A 14,131-nucleotide genomic window follows, 5' to 3' on the forward strand; every position below is an offset into this window, starting at 1 on the left:
CCGAGTGGTATACTCGCAGCTCGCGCACGAGCGCCACAGGTTTGATGACATGACGCAGATTTCCGAACGCCTTCTGGTACAAGCCCATCTCGATGCCAAGCAGCCCAAGCCGCTGACGCCCGCCGAGGAAGCCTTCTATCGCGCCGAGATCGCCGCCGAGCTGAAGAAGCAGAACGCCGTGCTGGTGGCTCACTACTACTGTGATCCGGTGCTCCAGGCCCTGGCCGAGGAGACTGGCGGTTGCGTCTCCGATTCCCTGGAAATGGCCCGCTTCGGAAACCAGCACCCGGCGCAGACCGTGCTGGTGGCGGGGGTCAAATTCATGGGGGAGACGGCGAAGATCCTCAATCCGGAAAAGCGCGTGCTGATGCCGACGCTGGAGGCGACCTGCTCGCTGGATCTGGGCTGCCCGGTTGAGGAGTTCGCCACCTTCTGTGATCAGCACCCGCAGCGCACCGTGGTGGTGTATGCCAATACCTCGGCGGCGGTTAAGGCGCGCGCCGACTGGGTGGTGACCTCCAGCTGCGCGGTGGAAATTGTCGAGCACCTGATGGACAACGGCGAAAGCATCATCTGGGCGCCGGATCAGCACCTGGGGCGTTATATCCAGAACAAGACCGGTGCCGACATGTTGCTGTGGGATGGCGCCTGTATCGTTCACGAGGAGTTCAAGGCCAAGCAGCTGGCCGATATGAAGGCCCTGTATCCGGATGCGGCGGTGCTGGTGCACCCCGAATCGCCGACGGCGGTGATCGAGCTGGCCGATGCTGTGGGTTCCACCAGCCAGCTGATTGCAGCGGCCCAGCGCCTGCCGAACAAGACCTTTATCGTCGCCACCGACGCCGGCATCTTCTACAAGATGCAGCAGCTGTGCCCGGACAAGGAATTTGTCGCCGCGCCGACCGCCGGTAATGGTGCGGCCTGTCGCAGTTGTGCCCATTGCCCCTGGATGGCGATGAACACCTTGCAGCGCACCCTGGCGTGTCTGCGTGAGGGCAGCAACGAGATCTTCGTTGATCCGGCGCTGATTCCCAAGGCCATCAAGCCGCTCAAGCGCATGCTCGACTTTACCCAGGCGGCGCGCCTGAAACTCAGCGGCAACGCCTGAGGCCTTGGTACAGACAGCAAAAAGCCCGGTGATCCGGGCTTTTTGCTGTCTAGCGCAGTATCTGTTCGATAATGCGTTTGTCGTCCATCAGTTCGCGTTGACGCGCGTCGATGCGTGAAGCCAGCTGGAAGTTGTTGCTGGCCCGGCGCTTGGCGAAGTCCAGCTGCTCAATGGCTTGCTGGTAGTCACCAACCAGGGCGAAGAATTCGGCACGAGCCTGATGCAGGCCGATGGTATTGCCGGTCAGCCCGCGCACTTCGGCTACCAGGTACCAGATGTCGGGGTCTTTGCTGCGGCGTTTGGCCAGCTCGTCCAGGGCGCGCTCTGCTTCTGCCAGGCGCCGCTGCTTGATCAATACCTCGACCCGTGCCTGCTGCACCGGATAATTGCCCGGATACAGCTCAAGCAGGCGCTGGATCCGGCTCTGGGCAGCGTCCAGCTGGTTGGCCTGCATATCCAGTTCAACCTGGGCCAGGTTGTAGATGATGTCACCAGGATTTGCCTGGAGCAGGGCCTGCAGAATTTCCCGAGCCTCCTTGTGCTGGCCTCCCTTGATCAACGCCATGGCCAGGCCGTAGCGGGCTGCCTCCAGCTTGGGGTTGTCGTCGAGCATGGTGCGAAAGCGCTTGGCTGCCAGCCCGGGCGTATCTTCATAGTTCAGCTGGACCCGGGCGCGCATCAGCTGGTAGCGCAGGCTGTCGGTGATGCCCGCGTCCTGGTATTGCTCGGCACGGTTGCGTGTGTCGGCAATCCGCGATTCCGACACCGGGTGAGTGAGCAGAAACTCGGGCGGTTTGCGGTCGTAGCGATACTGGCGCATCAGGCGCTCGAACATGCTCGGCATGGCGCGCGGGTTGTAGCCGGCCTTTTCCAGATTGACCAGGCCGATGCGGTCGGCCTCCTGCTCGTTCTGCCGGGAGAAGCGCCGTTGTTCCTGGATGGCGGCAGCCTGGGTCGAGGCGATGGCGGCGATGCCAACGTCGCTGGCTCCGGCTGCGGCGGCAACGATGCCGGCGAGCAGGCCGGCCATCACCGGTATCTGCATGCGCTGCTGAGCTTCCAGGCCGCGGGCAAAATGACGCTGGGACAGGTGCGCCAGTTCGTGGGCCATCACCGAGGCGTATTCGGCTTCGGTCTGGGCATAGAGAAACAGGCCGCCATTGACCCCGATAATCCCGCCTGGAGCGGCAAAGGCGTTGATCTGCGGGCTGTCGAGCAGCACGAATTCCAGGCGTCGATCCTGCAGCTGGCTGGTTTCGCTCAGGCGATAGACGCTGGTTTCCACATAGTCCTTGAGCAAGGGGTCGGACAGCTGACTGATCTGCCCGCGTACCAGGCTCAGCCAGGCGCGGCCCAGTTGATGTTCCTGTTGCGGGGAAACCAGGGCCGAGCTGGCATCACCCAGGGCGGGCAGGTCGCTGGCGAATGCGGGGCTGGTCAGCAGGCAGGCGAGGGTCAGCAGGGCGGGGCGCAGAAAGGGCATGCACGGGCTCTCGGTGAATGAAGGGCTTACTTTAGCCCCCTGCTTGCATTGCTGGCCAGGGTTGTAGGGGCTTGGGTATTCTTGTCGGCCTTTTTGGAGTGATATATGACTGATCCTGATCCTGCTGTGCCGGTCCATGACGTTGAACTGGATGCCTGCGGCCTGAGCTGTCCCTTGCCCTTGCTCAAGGCCAAGCTTGAGCTCAACCGTCTGACCAGTGGCTCGGTGCTTTTGGTCAAGGCTAGCGATGCCGGCTCGCAGCGCGATTTTCGTGCCTTTGCCACCTTGTCCGGGCATAGTCTGCTGCATGAAGAAGTCAGTGGCGGTGTATACAGCTATTGGCTGCGTAAAGCCTGACTCAATGGCGAATCGAATCTAAGGAATATTGATGGTCAAGGTGTTGCGTAACTGGCTGCATCGCTACTTTTCCGACGAGCAGGCCGTGGTGTTGGCCGTGTTGCTGGTGGGTGGCTTTGCTGTGGTGCTGCTCTTCGGTGGGATGCTGGCCCCGGTGCTGACGGGGATGGTGCTGGCCTTTCTGATGCAGGGGCTGGTCAATGCCTGTGAGCGCCTGGGATTGCCCCAGGCTGCGGCGGTCTGGCTGGTGTTTGCCCTGTTTATCGGGCTGCTGTGCCTGTTCTTGCTGGTGTTGCTGCCGCTGGTCTGGCAGCAGCTCAGTACCCTGTTCAATGAGCTGCCACGCATGCTGGGTGAGTGGCAGTCCCTGTTTCTGCTGCTGCCGCAGCGTTATCCGAATCTGATCAGCGATGCCCAGATTCTCCAGATTATCGATACCCTGCGTGGCGAGGTGGGCAAGTTCGGTCAGTGGGCGCTGTCCTTCTCCCTGTCCAGTCTGCCGATGCTGGTGAGCATCATGATCTATCTGGTGCTGGTGCCGATTCTGGTGTTTTTCTTCCTGAAAGACCGTCAGGTGATTGGGGACTGGTTTCGCACGCTCTTACCGACGGAGCGGGCCCTGATCAGCCAGGTTGCGCTGGAGATGAACCAGCAGATTGCCAACTATATCCGCGGTAAATTTATCGAAATCCTGATTGTGGGTGTGGTCACCTACATTGCGTTTGCCGTACTGGGCCTCAATTACGCAGCGCTGCTGGCCCTGCTGGTGGGGCTGTCGGTGGTGGTGCCCTACATCGGCGCCGTGGTGGTGACGGTGCCGGTGGCGCTGATCGGCCTGTTCCAGTGGGGCTTCAGTGACCAGTTCCTCTACCTGATGGTGGTCTACGGCATTATTCAGGCTCTGGATGGCAATGTGCTGGTGCCGCTGCTGTTCTCCGAGGCAGTCAACCTGCATCCGGTGGCCATTATCTGTGCGGTGTTGCTGTTTGGAGGGCTGTGGGGCTTCTGGGGGGTGTTCTTTGCCATTCCCCTGGCCACTTTGTTCAAGGCCGTGCTTAATGCCTGGCCGCGTAGCGAGCCGGCCTATTTGGGCGAGTAGGGGTTGCACGTGAAGAAAAGGCCGCATTTGCGGCCTTTTTCATTGCAGGGGATTTAGCCCTGGTGCAGCGTCTGGGCGGCGGCCAGTACGGCCTCGACATGGCCGGGTACCTTGACCCCGCGCCACTCCTGACGCAGCACGCCATCCTTGTCGATCAGGAAGGTGCTGCGATCCACGCCCAGATACTCCTTGCCGTAGAGTTTTTTCAGCTTGATCACGTCAAACAGCTGGCACAGTGTTTCGTCCTTGTCGCTGATCAGCTCGAAGGGGAAGGCCTGCTTGCACTTGAAGTTCTCGTGGGACTTCAAGCCATCGCGGGAGACGCCAAACACCAGAGTGTTGGCCGCCTGAAAGGCCGGGTAGTGATCGCGAAAGCCCTGTCCTTCGGTGGTGCAGCCGGGGGTGCTGTCCTTGGGGTAGAAGTACAGCACCACTTGCTGGCCCTTGAGGTCAGATAGTTTGACGGTCTGGCCACTGGTGGCCTGGGCCTGGAAGTCGGCTACAGGAGTGTCGAGTGCTACGGCCATGATCTTCTCCATCAAGGATTTTGCGGGCGCCAGGGCTCGATCAGCGCATCCAGGTTCAGGGCATCGGCAAAGTCGAGGAACTGGTCGCGCAACCAGCTGATCTGGGTGCCGGCTGGCAGGGTTACGGTCAGAGTGGCATTAAGCATGGTGCCGCCGGTCTGCGGCGCCAGGTAGGTGTCACAGGTCAGGCTCTCCAGCTCCACTTGGTGATCAAGGAAGAACTGGCACAGTTCATTGAGAATGTCAGGGCGATATACCGAGCTGACGTAGGCCACATAGGGCAGGGCCTGGGGGCGACTTTCCGAGGCGCCGCTACGAATCAGGTTGACCGAGAAATCATGTTTCTTGGCCAGGCCCGGTAGAAGGGCTTCCAGGCGTGCCAGGGCATCCCAGCTGCCAGAGATCTGCAGCACCAGGGCACTGTACTCGCCGTGGCGGCTCAAGCGGGTGCTGATCACGGCGCAGCGATTTTCATGGCTGGCGCGGCACAGCACATTGGTCAGCTCCATGGCGTTGGGGCCAAGGGCGCTGATAAGGAGGAATTGTTCACGAACGGCAGGGGTGGACATGCAGCCTTCCTAAAACGATGGGCGGTCGGCTTTTACAAGCAGCGCCGAATAAGAGGCAGAAGGGTAGCGAAAAGCACCGCTTAGGGGAATGCTCGCAGTGGGGGCGGGCTGCGCTTTGCCAAGAAAGATTGCTGGTGCCGGGGCGCTGCACTTCGCTTGTGCAAGGCAGGTGGCCCCAGTACCATTACGCGTCTATTTTACCGGCAGGAGTGGTTGCATGATTGCGGGCAGTATGGTGGCACTGGTCACGCCCATGGATGCACAAGGTGGTCTCGATTGGGACAGCTTGCGCAAATTGGTGGATTTCCACCTGCAGGAGGGCACCAACGCCATCGTCGCGGTCGGCACCACCGGTGAGTCCGCCACGCTTGACGTGAGCGAGCACATCGAAGTGATCAAGTTCGTGGTCGATCAGGTGGCCGGGCGCATTCCGGTGATCGCCGGCACCGGCGGCAATTCCACCCGCGAATCGGTTGAGCTGACCCGTGCCGCCAAGGACGTAGGCGCCGATGCCTGCCTGCTGGTCACCCCCTACTACAACAAGCCGACTCAGGAAGGCCTGTACCTGCACTTCCGCCATATCGCCGAGTCGGTGGCCATCCCGCAGATCCTCTACAACGTACCGGGGCGTACCGTGTGCGACATGCTGCCGGAGACCGTCGAGCGCCTGTCGAAGATCGACAACATCATCGGCATCAAGGAAGCCACTGGCGATTTGCAGCGCGGCCAGGAAGTGCTGGATCGGGTGAGCAAGGACTTTCTCGTCTATTCCGGTGACGACCCGACTGCCGTGGAGCTGATGCTGATGGGCGGCAAGGGCAATATCTCGGTCACCGCCAACGTAGCCCCGCGTGCCATGAGTGATCTGTGTGCTGCGGCCATGCGTGGCGAGGCAGCCATCGCCCGGGCCATCAATGATCGTCTGATGCCGCTGCACAAGAATCTGTTTATCGAGTCCAACCCCATCCCGGTGAAGTGGGCTCTGCATGAGATGGGCATGATGCCGGAAGGTATCCGCCTGCCGCTGACCTGGCTCAGCGAGCGTTGCCATGAACCGCTGCGTCAGGCCATGCGCCAGTGCGGCGTACTGGTTTAATTGAGGAAATGTTACGCATGAAGCGACTCGCCGGACTCTCCACCCTCGCTCTGATCATCGCCGGTACCAGCGGCTGCGGCTGGTTGTACGGGGAAAACGGTTACTTCCGTGATCGCGGCAGTGATTACCTCGAAGCCCGCCAGGTCGCGCCGATGCAACTGCCGGCGGATGTCGATGCCAAGCGTCTTGATCCGCTCTTGCCGGTACCGCAGCAGGTGGCCAGCAGCACCGCCACCGGCGAATTTGAGGTGCCGCGCCCGCAGCCCTTGGGCGTGAGCGCCGACGTCAGCGAGTTCAGCCTGCAGCGTAGCGGCGATTCGCGCTGGGTGATTGCCCAGCGTGTGCCGGCAGAGGTCTGGCCGCTGGCGCGTCAGTTCTTCGCCGATAACGGTTTCGAGATTGTCGACGAGCGCCCGCAGACCGGTGAATTCAGCACCGCCTGGCAGCGTTTCGATGCACTGTCGGCCAGCATGGCGCGGCGCCTGAGCAGCCGTGTCACAGGCGTCAACCCGGATGGCGAAACCCGCGTGCGGGTACGCATCGAGCCGGGTGTCACGCGCAATACCAGCGAAATCTTCGTGGTCAGCGCCGAACGTCCGGCCGGTAGCAGCGCCGATGTGGCCTTTACCAGCCGCAGCAGCAACCCCGGTCTGGATGCTGCCCTGCTCGACGAGATGCTGGTCAGCCTGGCCCGCAGCGCCGAGCGCGGTGGTTCGGTGTCCTTGCTGGCGGCCCGCGACTTTGATGCACCAAGCCGCGTGAGCCTGGCCGAAGACGGCAACGGTAATCCCGTCCTCAGCCTGGGCGCCGACTTTGATCGCGCCTGGTCGGGCGTAGGGCGCTCCCTGGAGCTGGCCGATGTGCGCATCGACGATATCAACCGCAGCCTCGGCGTGTACTACGTCAACCTGGCTGAGCGCGCGCAGAAACCGGAAGACAAGCCGGGCTTCTTCGGCAAGGTATTCGGTAGCACACCAAGCAAGGAAGAAATCGACGCCCGTGCCGAGCGTTATCAGGTGCGTCTGACCCCGGTGGGCGACAGCATACAGGTCAGCGTGGAGAAGGACCTTAACACCGTGGCCCCGGCTGATGTGGCGCGCCGCGTATTGACCCTGATCCAGGACAACCTCGGCTAACGCCAAGGTTGGTCCGGCGACACACTCAATAGGCGAAACCCAGCGGGTTTCGCCTGTTTCGTTTACCAAGGCGGAAAATTCAGATGACCACAGCCACCTCCCTCAGCCTGAAGAAGCTCTACTCGGGCAAGGTCCGCGACCTCTACGAAATCGACGACAAGCGCATGCTGATGGTCGCCAGTGACCGCCTCTCGGCTTTTGATGTGATTCTCGAAGAACCCATCCCGGAGAAGGGCAAGATCCTCACCGCCATCTCCAACTTCTGGTTCGACAAACTCAAGGACCTGGTGCCCAACCACTTCACCGGTGACAAGGTCGAAGACGTGGTATCGGCCGCCGAACTGCCCCTGGTGGAAGGCCGCGCCGTAGTCGCCAAGCGCCTCAAGCCGGTGCCGGTGGAAGCCATTGTGCGTGGCTATATCGTCGGTTCCGGCTGGAAGGAATACCAGAAGAGCGGCACCGTCTGCGGTATCCAGCTGCCAGCCGGGCTCAAGGAAGCCGCCAAGCTGCCGCAGCCCATCTTCACTCCCTCGACCAAGGCCGCTGTGGGCGACCATGACGAGAACATCAGCTTTGCCCAGTGCGAAGCCATCATCGGCGCCGAGCTGGCGGCCAAGGTGCGCGACACCGCCATCGCCCTGTACAGCGCGGCGGTCGAGTACGCCGCCACCCGCGGCATCATCATCGCCGACACCAAGTTCGAGTTCGGCCTGGACGAAGACGGCACCCTGGTGCTGATGGACGAAGCCCTGACCCCGGACTCCAGCCGCTTCTGGCCAGCCGATAGCTATGCCGAAGGCAGCAACCCGCCGAGCTTCGACAAGCAATTCGTGCGTGACTGGCTGGAGTCCACCGGCTGGAACAAGCAGGCCCCGGCCCCAGCCGTACCGGCCGAGGTGGCGCAAAAAACCGCCGACAAATACCGCGAAGCTCTGACGCGCCTGACCCAGTGACGGACCTAGCGCTGATCTGTTGAGGCGCCTGCGGGCGCCTTTTTACTTTCAAAGCGCGCAAGCCCCTGAAAGCAGATGAAAAAAATCCCGCATTGGGCTTCGCCAATGCCCTTCAAGCTGATATGATGCGCGCCGCTTGGGAAGATGCCGGAGTGGTCGAACGGGACGGATTCGAAATCCGTTGTATCCGCGAGGGTACCTAGGGTTCAAATCCCTATCTTCCCGCCATATATAAGGGCTCCAGAGGTTTACGCCTCTGGGGCCTTTTTCATTTGGGACAATTTTGGGACAGTTGAAAATCTTGCAGGGACACTAACTGTCCCCGCAGAATCTACCCATGGCCACTATCGAGCAGCGCCCCAACGGAACCTGGCGAGCCAAGATCCGCAAGAAGGGCTACCCGGCACTCTCTGCATCCTTCGACACAAAAGCCGAGGCACAACGCTGGTCGGCTGAAATCGAGGGCGATATGTCGCGTGCACGGTTCGTTGATATCCGCGAGGCCGAGCAGACCACCCTGGCCGAGGCGCTTCGCCGTTATAGGCGTGAGGTCAGCGACCACAAGAAGGGCGCCCGGCAAGAGGGCGTAAGGATCGAGCAGTGGCTGGCGCACCCGCTGGCCAGCAAATCCCTGGCGGCGCTCAAGTCATCCGATCTGGCCGAATACCGTGATGCGCGCATAAAGGCTGGTGCCTCTACAGCAACCGTCCGCTTGGACCTGGCCGTGATCAGCCACCTGTACACCATTGCTTCAAAGGAGTGGGGGATAGAAGGGCTGGCGAATCCATGCAAGAACCTGCGGATGCCAAAGGGGAGCAAGGAGCGCGACCGCCGCCCGACCGCCGACGAACTGAGCAAGGTCTACGCCGAGGCGGCGCATATCCATGCAGAGCTGCCGACGATCATCGAGCTGGCCGCCGATACGGCAATGCGCCGCACCGAACTGGTGACGCTGCGCCGGGCGCAGGTGAGGGGAAAGGTGGCGTATCTGGAGGACACCAAGAACGGCGAGCGCCGTGCGGTGCCGCTTTCTTCCAGGGCCTTGGAATTGCTCAAAGGCCTGCCGACTCGGTTGGATGGGAGATATTTCAGTCTTTCGCCGCAGTCAGTCAGCAACTACTTCCCGCGGGCCTGCGCGGCCGCCGGAGTCAAAGACCTGCGTTATCACGACCTGCGCCATGAGGCGACCAGCCGTTTGTTTGAGCGGGGGTTTTCGATGATGGAGGTGGCCAGCATCACCGGCCATAAAACGCTGTCCATGTTGAAGCGCTACACGCACCTCAGCCCGGACGACCTAGCCGAGAAACTGGGCTAGGACACCTGGCGCAGGGTAGGCGGCACCTGCCGCTTGCGACCCACCTTGACCGGCTTGTTTTCGCCGTCCCGGCACCCGCGCAGGAACTGCCGAACATCCTCCCGCAACCACGCATGCTGCGTGCCCACCTTGAAGCCCTTGGGAAGCCAGGGCGCCGCCCGCCGGATGCCGTCGCGCACTGCCGCTTCGGTTTTGCCGAGCATCTTGGCCATCCCGGCCACATAGATCACTTCGCTTTCTTCGCTCATATCGCTCTCCACCAGCTTGCGCCGGCACAGTTTCTTGATTGGGTTTTGATCGGGGGTTACTTGTCCGTCAGCGTGTCTTCGCAGGACTCACACCAGTGATGCTCGATGCAGCTGTTGATAAAGTCGCCGCTGTGACAGGGGCCTGATTGCTCGGGGATGTGCCAGACCTGGAACGATCCGCACTGTGGGCACTCAAGCTGAGTGGCGTGCATGTGCAGGTTGTCGATGGGGCCGGTGCCGGTTTTGCCCTCAAGTAGTCGAAGGATCATGTGCGGGCTCCTGAAGTATCTCGCGCAGCAGTTGCAAGGTTGCCCGCAGCTCGACCAGCTTTAGCGCCTGGTCGCGGAACACCCTGATGTGGGTTGCGTTGTGCCGGCGCAGTTCTTCGTTCTCCAGCTCCAGGCGGCGCATGCGGGCGCGATCCTTGGCGGTCATGGGTTTATCTCTGCCAGGGCGGCGTCCTTCGCCATAGCGTCGCGGACTTCCTGCTCAAACGCATTCGGCCTGTGCTTCATTGACCTGTAGTGGTCGAACAGATGGCATTTGTCACGAATCCAAACGAACATTGCGGCGTGATCCCTCAACCGCTCGCACTCAGCCAGGGCGGCGTCGCGCTCGGTCTCAAGGGCGGCGTAGTCGTCGTGGCGCACATACAGCCCGCTAGCCGATGGGTTTGGCTGGCCTGCTGGGATCATGTTAAACCGCATAACCTCGCTCACGGCTTCACCTCCCGCAGGGCGCGCAGCTCAAACACCCCAAAGCCGGCTTCTTCGAGCTGCTGGAGCAGGCTAAGCCCGGTGTCGATGTAGTCGCCGCCCGGCTTCACGGAGCTGGCCGCCTGGCCCAGCTTCCATGCGTGATCGTTGAGCGGCTGCTCTTTGTAGGTGTAAGCGCGGCACACTGCCGGGGTGTCGTATGCGCGGCCGAGTGCTCCCAGCCTGCAGATGGGCACCTCTACTGTGTTTGCTGGCGCGGTGGCGGCCATGATGCGGTTGTGCTGGTCTAGTGGAACGAACTCAACAGGGTAAACCTCCGTGCCAGGGTGGCGCCGACACGCTCGCTTTGCATCGAACTCCGATTCAAAAAATGCTAGCGACCCGTCAGCTAGGGATTTCTTGCAGGTGCGCTGCCCCTTTTGAAGCCCTGCATCACCTATAAACCAGTAGCGCCTAACCTCCACCGCTGCTGGCTGGGGGAGGGTGGTATTTGCTAGATGAGCGTATAGGCTGCGCTCTGCGTTAATTCGTGTTTCTCGGTCTTGACTTAGCAAGTCAGCGAGCAATTTGCGGTCAATCAATACCTTTTCGCTCATACATCACCCCGCTTGCATCAATAAAAATTGTCGTCATATTCGTCAAAGCACGACTCACATAGCGGGCGATGGTTGCGCTCTTTTGCAAGCGCTGAGTCCTTGAGCACCCATCTAGCCTTCCCTGTGAACTTCCCGCAATCACGACAGTTCGTGTGGTGATCAGCGGCCCTGCGCTTGCTTATCCTTTCAGCCTCTCGCCGCATGGCTTCGTCGTAAGCTGCCATGATTTCCATATAGCGGGCTTCGTCCTCGGGGCTGATTTCGACCTCGCTCATTCCTGCTCACCCCGCTGTTTGTTGCGCTCAAGGCGGCGCTGCTGGATATCGAAGTCATCCTTTGTGCTGGCGCAGTTGTGAAAAGAGCAGCCGTGTTCGTGGCAGGCGGTGCGATTGCAGACTGTCCGATAGCCTGACCCGCCACACAGGCTGCAGTCTTCGCCTCTATGCCTTGGGCACTTATATATTTGGCCTGGCGCGCCGTATGACTGGCGATCAAGCATGCCTGTTCCCGCGTCTGGAACTTCGCTCACTGGTCGCGCTCCTGCTGCTGGGCTTCCTGTTTAGACTTCTCGACCTCTTTGAGAAGCCCTGTCCTGCCGTTCTCAACCATGATTCCGAAGTAGTACCGCAGAGACTCAAACCGGTAGATGGTCAGCGTTCGATCCCACCAGTAATTGAAGGCTTTTTTGACTGCCCATGCCGCACCGCACAGGAAAAGGCAGGCGATCATTACGCACGCGCAAATAGCGACTACCGCGCCCGTCCACCAGAAAATTTGTTCAATCATGGCTCACCCCTCCCTGCTTGCTTGGCGATGGGGCGGCGGCGAGCATGGCCTGCACATCCTCGATGTACTCTTGTCCGTACATGGCCCAATTGTCGGTGCGGTCGATGTTGCAAGCGTCCGCCGAGCGATCAGAAAGCACGCGGGCCATCGCAGACACATCCGGCACGCGCTCACTCTGCGCCAGGGCGGCGCGGGCTTGCATCAGCATCGGGTACAGGTGACGCCATGCCTGGAATGCGAAAGTTCGCTCATAGTTGCCACCCCCAGCACGACAGAACTGGCCATCGCTCTCCCACCACGCTAGAAATTCAGCCTCAAAGACCTCATCAGGAACATGCGCCGCCCGCTCGTCCACCCCGCCAGCGCGGATAACCGGCTCGCCCATGAAGGTCGGCCCGTTCTCATCGTTCAGCGCATTACCCAAGTTCTCGATGATCTGGTCTTGCTCACGAATCTTTGCCTCGGCTTCCAGTGCGCGGCGCTTCCAGATAGCCAGGTCTTCGCGTGCGCCCTGGTATGCGTCGCCGTATTCGCCACCGCTGCCCGGCTGGGCTTTCAGGGCGGCAAGCTGCTGCTCAAGCGATTGAATGGCGTCAATGGCCCGCTGTACGAGCAGCGAGCAATTGAATAAGGAATTGCCGCGCAGGGCGATCACCTGCAGTTCAAGCTCTTCAATCAGCGATAAGGTCACGGCAATCTCTCCCACACTTCGGTGTTGTCCAGGTGCTGGCGCTGGACGTAGGTGCAGCGGCCATCGAGGCCTTGCAGTTCACAGGTGCCGCCCGCTTCCAGGTTGAGCACATAGCGCCGGCCGGTTGGTTTGTGGCGGTAGCGCTGGCGCTGTAGGCATTGCTGCTCGATGCGCCGCTGGGTGGCGCTGGTGCTTAGGCCATTCACGGTTGGTACTCCTGGTGAGGGATGACGTGGCCGCTGGGCTGCTTGAAGCCCCAGCCTTGGCGCTGGCCCCAAGTGGCGAACAGGGTCCAGGCGCCGCCGGGGGATACCTTAGCGATGCGGTGGAACTCGCCCCGGCCCATGCCAGCGGTGTGGCCGGCGAGCCGCAGAGTGCTGCCGGTGCGCTCGCGCTTCTCCAGGTAGCCGCCGCGCAGCACGAAGGTGCGGAAGGGCCAGGGGTGGTCGTGCATGTCGCGGCCTACGTCCTCGGCCATGATGTGGTGAAGGCGGATCTGCAGCGGGCCGAGCCTGAGTAGCCAGTAGCGGCGCATGTACCAGCGGTCACCCTCCAGCAGCACCGTATCTGCGGCGAGCCGGACAATCTCGCGCCCGCCGATGATGGCCAGGTGGTCATAGGGGGTGCGCATGGCCCGGCTGATGATCCGATCGGCAATAGCTGGCCGAGCCAGCTGCTTCGCAAGGAAGCGCCAGATGAGGCTGAGCATGATGGGTTACTCCTGGGGGATGGGTTTGCAGCGCAGGCACTGGCACTCGGCAGCAGGCTTGCGGGTGGTGCGGCAGTAGGTATGAGCGGTCATGGTGTCGGCGCCAAGTTGTTTAGCAGGCCCGCCAGGGTTGGATGCAGGGCCAAGCAATCGTCTGCCGGATCAAGGATTTTGTTGCGCGGATCGAGCAGCACAGCCATGCCAAAGGTGGCGCGGCTCATGCTGCCGCCCTTAGCTATCTCGATCAGCTTCAGCAACACGCGCTGGCATTGCTCGGCGTCGTCCACATCCAACCATTCGAAGTCGTCTCCGGTGGTCATGCACTCCGGTACATAGCCGTCGATGAGTTGATCAAGGCAGCTCGCCACTTGGTTGGCGCACTCCAGATCCTGCTCGCTTGCGCGTGCCATTTTCATAAGGGATACCTCGCCAGTGGCGTGATTCGTTGAAGTGGGGTATTTGTTCAGGCCCGGCATGTGGCCGGATCAAGGAGATATGAATGACCAATCAGGCGCAGATCGATGCGTTGGAGCACTTGCTGATTGCAGTGCTTAAGCGGACCAAGATGACACTTCAGACCGATCAAGTTTTCGAAGACGCACATGGGTCGCTAATGGGTAGCGATGGCCCAGGCGGACCAAAGCAGAAATCAGAGGCAGCCGAGTATTTGGAGCACCTGAAAAGCCGCCTATCCTGATCTATTTGCCTGCCGGTCACACGTCTAGCAATGATTGTGGCCGGC

Annotated in this window: 22 protein-coding genes and 1 tRNA gene; 9 read left to right on the top strand and 14 right to left on the bottom strand. The window is 61.1% G+C overall.

What is annotated here, in order from left to right; genetic code table 11:
- Positions 1-49: 49 nt before the first annotated feature.
- Complete coding sequence (nadA, locus tag GJV18_RS08400; protein WP_160344396.1) at positions 50-1,108, top strand: quinolinate synthase NadA; 1,059 nt, start codon at positions 50-52, stop codon at positions 1,106-1,108.
- 49 nt (positions 1,109-1,157) lie between these two features.
- On the opposite strand, the gene GJV18_RS08405 is transcribed toward nadA, so the two are convergent.
- A complete protein-coding gene (locus tag GJV18_RS08405; RefSeq protein ID WP_160344398.1) occupies positions 1,158-2,591 on the bottom strand; it encodes a M48 family metalloprotease in 1,434 nt (477 codons plus the stop codon).
- A 105-nt stretch (positions 2,592-2,696) separates the two neighbouring features.
- Between GJV18_RS08405 and GJV18_RS08410 the strand changes: the two genes are divergently transcribed.
- Positions 2,697-2,948 carry a sulfurtransferase TusA family protein gene (locus tag GJV18_RS08410; protein ID WP_160344400.1) on the top strand — a complete coding sequence of 84 codons (252 nt, stop codon included), beginning with the start codon at positions 2,697-2,699 and terminating at the stop codon, positions 2,946-2,948.
- Positions 2,949-2,979: 31 nt separating this feature from the next.
- Positions 2,980-4,047 (top strand): AI-2E family transporter, encoded by a 1,068-nt coding sequence (locus GJV18_RS08415; RefSeq protein WP_160344402.1) that lies wholly within the window; start codon positions 2,980-2,982, stop codon positions 4,045-4,047.
- A 53-nt stretch (positions 4,048-4,100) separates the two neighbouring features.
- Here the strand turns inward: GJV18_RS08415 and GJV18_RS08420 are convergent, their stop codons facing one another.
- Both GJV18_RS08420 and GJV18_RS08425 read right to left on the bottom strand, forming a co-directional pair.
- Positions 4,101-4,574, bottom strand: coding sequence for a peroxiredoxin (locus tag GJV18_RS08420; RefSeq protein WP_160344404.1), 474 nt, complete (start codon positions 4,572-4,574; stop codon positions 4,101-4,103).
- A gap of 11 nt (positions 4,575-4,585) precedes the next feature.
- Positions 4,586-5,143, bottom strand: a complete 558-nt coding sequence (locus tag GJV18_RS08425) for a glycine cleavage system protein R (RefSeq protein ID WP_160344406.1) — start codon at positions 5,141-5,143, stop codon at positions 4,586-4,588.
- Between the two features lie 217 nt (positions 5,144-5,360).
- Here GJV18_RS08425 and dapA point away from each other — a divergent pair, with 217 nt between their 5' ends.
- The 5 genes from dapA (at position 5,361) to GJV18_RS08450 (ending at position 9,643) form a co-directional block, all read left to right on the top strand.
- Positions 5,361-6,239 (top strand): 4-hydroxy-tetrahydrodipicolinate synthase, encoded by an 879-nt coding sequence (dapA, locus tag GJV18_RS08430; protein ID WP_160344408.1) that lies wholly within the window; start codon positions 5,361-5,363, stop codon positions 6,237-6,239.
- A 17-nt stretch (positions 6,240-6,256) separates the two neighbouring features.
- Positions 6,257-7,375, top strand: coding sequence for an outer membrane protein assembly factor BamC (gene bamC / locus GJV18_RS08435; RefSeq protein ID WP_160344410.1), 1,119 nt, complete (start codon positions 6,257-6,259; stop codon positions 7,373-7,375).
- An 83-nt stretch (positions 7,376-7,458) separates the two neighbouring features.
- Complete coding sequence (locus tag GJV18_RS08440; RefSeq protein ID WP_160344412.1) at positions 7,459-8,328, top strand: phosphoribosylaminoimidazolesuccinocarboxamide synthase; 870 nt, start codon at positions 7,459-7,461, stop codon at positions 8,326-8,328.
- A gap of 138 nt (positions 8,329-8,466) precedes the next feature.
- A tRNA-Ser gene (locus GJV18_RS08445) sits at positions 8,467-8,556 on the top strand.
- Positions 8,557-8,665: 109 nt separating this feature from the next.
- Complete coding sequence (locus GJV18_RS08450; protein WP_160344414.1) at positions 8,666-9,643, top strand: tyrosine-type recombinase/integrase; 978 nt, start codon at positions 8,666-8,668, stop codon at positions 9,641-9,643.
- Here the strand turns inward: GJV18_RS08450 and GJV18_RS08455 are convergent.
- From GJV18_RS08455 to GJV18_RS08505, 11 genes are all read right to left on the bottom strand, one after another.
- Positions 9,640-9,891 carry a hypothetical protein gene (locus GJV18_RS08455; RefSeq protein ID WP_160344416.1) on the bottom strand — a complete coding sequence of 84 codons (252 nt, stop codon included), beginning with the start codon at positions 9,889-9,891 and terminating at the stop codon, positions 9,640-9,642. The genes GJV18_RS08450 and GJV18_RS08455 overlap by 4 nt on opposite strands.
- Positions 9,892-9,947: 56 nt before the next feature.
- A complete protein-coding gene (locus GJV18_RS08460) occupies positions 9,948-10,160 on the bottom strand; it encodes a hypothetical protein (RefSeq protein ID WP_160344418.1) in 213 nt (70 codons plus the stop codon).
- Positions 10,141-10,326 carry a hypothetical protein gene (locus tag GJV18_RS08465; RefSeq protein ID WP_160344420.1) on the bottom strand — a complete coding sequence of 62 codons (186 nt, stop codon included), beginning with the start codon at positions 10,324-10,326 and terminating at the stop codon, positions 10,141-10,143. The genes GJV18_RS08460 and GJV18_RS08465 overlap by 20 nt, the downstream gene beginning before the upstream one ends.
- Positions 10,323-10,610 (bottom strand): hypothetical protein, encoded by a 288-nt coding sequence (locus GJV18_RS08470; RefSeq protein WP_160344422.1) that lies wholly within the window; start codon positions 10,608-10,610, stop codon positions 10,323-10,325. Before GJV18_RS08470 ends, GJV18_RS08465 begins: the two co-directional genes overlap by 4 nt.
- Positions 10,607-11,203 (bottom strand): hypothetical protein, encoded by a 597-nt coding sequence (locus GJV18_RS08475; protein WP_160344424.1) that lies wholly within the window; start codon positions 11,201-11,203, stop codon positions 10,607-10,609. Before GJV18_RS08475 ends, GJV18_RS08470 begins: the two co-directional genes overlap by 4 nt.
- A 17-nt stretch (positions 11,204-11,220) precedes the next feature.
- Entirely contained in the window at positions 11,221-11,478 is a 258-nt protein-coding gene (locus GJV18_RS08480; RefSeq protein ID WP_160344426.1) for a hypothetical protein, read from the bottom strand.
- A gap of 250 nt (positions 11,479-11,728) precedes the next feature.
- Positions 11,729-11,989 (bottom strand): hypothetical protein, encoded by a 261-nt coding sequence (locus GJV18_RS08485; RefSeq protein WP_160344428.1) that lies wholly within the window; start codon positions 11,987-11,989, stop codon positions 11,729-11,731.
- The gene (locus GJV18_RS18505) at positions 11,982-12,680 is read right to left on the bottom strand and encodes a hypothetical protein (protein WP_178113423.1); all 699 of its coding nucleotides are present in this window, start codon (positions 12,678-12,680) and stop codon (positions 11,982-11,984) included. Before GJV18_RS18505 ends, GJV18_RS08485 begins: the two co-directional genes overlap by 8 nt.
- The gene (locus tag GJV18_RS08495; protein WP_160344430.1) at positions 12,677-12,886 is read right to left on the bottom strand and encodes a hypothetical protein; all 210 of its coding nucleotides are present in this window, start codon (positions 12,884-12,886) and stop codon (positions 12,677-12,679) included. The genes GJV18_RS18505 and GJV18_RS08495 overlap by 4 nt, the downstream gene beginning before the upstream one ends.
- Complete coding sequence (locus tag GJV18_RS08500; protein ID WP_160344431.1) at positions 12,883-13,389, bottom strand: hypothetical protein; 507 nt, start codon at positions 13,387-13,389, stop codon at positions 12,883-12,885. The genes GJV18_RS08495 and GJV18_RS08500 overlap by 4 nt, the downstream gene beginning before the upstream one ends.
- A gap of 89 nt (positions 13,390-13,478) precedes the next feature.
- Complete coding sequence (locus GJV18_RS08505; protein ID WP_160344432.1) at positions 13,479-13,805, bottom strand: hypothetical protein; 327 nt, start codon at positions 13,803-13,805, stop codon at positions 13,479-13,481.
- An 83-nt stretch (positions 13,806-13,888) separates the two neighbouring features.
- On the opposite strand from GJV18_RS08505, the gene GJV18_RS08510 reads away from it, so the two are divergent.
- A complete protein-coding gene (locus tag GJV18_RS08510; RefSeq protein ID WP_160344434.1) occupies positions 13,889-14,086 on the top strand; it encodes a hypothetical protein in 198 nt (65 codons plus the stop codon).
- Positions 14,087-14,131 lie beyond the last annotated feature (45 nt).

The sequence above is a fragment of the Pseudomonas xionganensis genome (assembly GCF_009763245.1).
GTDB classification, from domain to species: Bacteria; Pseudomonadota; Gammaproteobacteria; order Pseudomonadales; family Pseudomonadaceae; genus Aquipseudomonas; species Aquipseudomonas xionganensis.

Excerpts from the sequence above, each read along its gene's own strand:
- dapA (WP_160344408.1), top strand. The coding sequence starts at position 5,361 with ATGATTGCGGGCAGTATGGTGGCACTGGTCACGCCCATGGATGCACAA.
- GJV18_RS08450 (WP_160344414.1), top strand. The coding sequence starts at position 8,666 with ATGGCCACTATCGAGCAGCGCCCCAACGGAACCTGGCGAGCCAAGATC.
- nadA (WP_160344396.1), top strand. The coding sequence starts at position 50 with ATGACGCAGATTTCCGAACGCCTTCTGGTACAAGCCCATCTCGATGCC.
- GJV18_RS08455 (WP_160344416.1), bottom strand. The coding sequence starts at position 9,891 with ATGAGCGAAGAAAGCGAAGTGATCTATGTGGCCGGGATGGCCAAGATG.
- GJV18_RS08460 (WP_160344418.1), bottom strand. The coding sequence starts at position 10,160 with ATGATCCTTCGACTACTTGAGGGCAAAACCGGCACCGGCCCCATCGAC.
- GJV18_RS08510 (WP_160344434.1), top strand. The coding sequence starts at position 13,889 with ATGACCAATCAGGCGCAGATCGATGCGTTGGAGCACTTGCTGATTGCA.
- GJV18_RS08500 (WP_160344431.1), bottom strand. The coding sequence starts at position 13,389 with ATGCTCAGCCTCATCTGGCGCTTCCTTGCGAAGCAGCTGGCTCGGCCA.
- bamC (WP_160344410.1), top strand. The coding sequence starts at position 6,257 with ATGAAGCGACTCGCCGGACTCTCCACCCTCGCTCTGATCATCGCCGGT.
- GJV18_RS08485 (WP_160344428.1), bottom strand. The coding sequence starts at position 11,989 with ATGATTGAACAAATTTTCTGGTGGACGGGCGCGGTAGTCGCTATTTGC.
- GJV18_RS08425 (WP_160344406.1), bottom strand. The coding sequence starts at position 5,143 with ATGTCCACCCCTGCCGTTCGTGAACAATTCCTCCTTATCAGCGCCCTT.
- GJV18_RS08475 (WP_160344424.1), bottom strand. The coding sequence starts at position 11,203 with ATGAGCGAAAAGGTATTGATTGACCGCAAATTGCTCGCTGACTTGCTA.
- GJV18_RS08440 (WP_160344412.1), top strand. The coding sequence starts at position 7,459 with ATGACCACAGCCACCTCCCTCAGCCTGAAGAAGCTCTACTCGGGCAAG.
- GJV18_RS08465 (WP_160344420.1), bottom strand. The coding sequence starts at position 10,326 with ATGACCGCCAAGGATCGCGCCCGCATGCGCCGCCTGGAGCTGGAGAAC.
- GJV18_RS08405 (WP_160344398.1), bottom strand. The coding sequence starts at position 2,591 with ATGCCCTTTCTGCGCCCCGCCCTGCTGACCCTCGCCTGCCTGCTGACC.
- GJV18_RS08480 (WP_160344426.1), bottom strand. The coding sequence starts at position 11,478 with ATGAGCGAGGTCGAAATCAGCCCCGAGGACGAAGCCCGCTATATGGAA.
- GJV18_RS08505 (WP_160344432.1), bottom strand. The coding sequence starts at position 13,805 with ATGAAAATGGCACGCGCAAGCGAGCAGGATCTGGAGTGCGCCAACCAA.
- GJV18_RS08420 (WP_160344404.1), bottom strand. The coding sequence starts at position 4,574 with ATGGCCGTAGCACTCGACACTCCTGTAGCCGACTTCCAGGCCCAGGCC.
- GJV18_RS08410 (WP_160344400.1), top strand. The coding sequence starts at position 2,697 with ATGACTGATCCTGATCCTGCTGTGCCGGTCCATGACGTTGAACTGGAT.
- GJV18_RS08415 (WP_160344402.1), top strand. The coding sequence starts at position 2,980 with ATGGTCAAGGTGTTGCGTAACTGGCTGCATCGCTACTTTTCCGACGAG.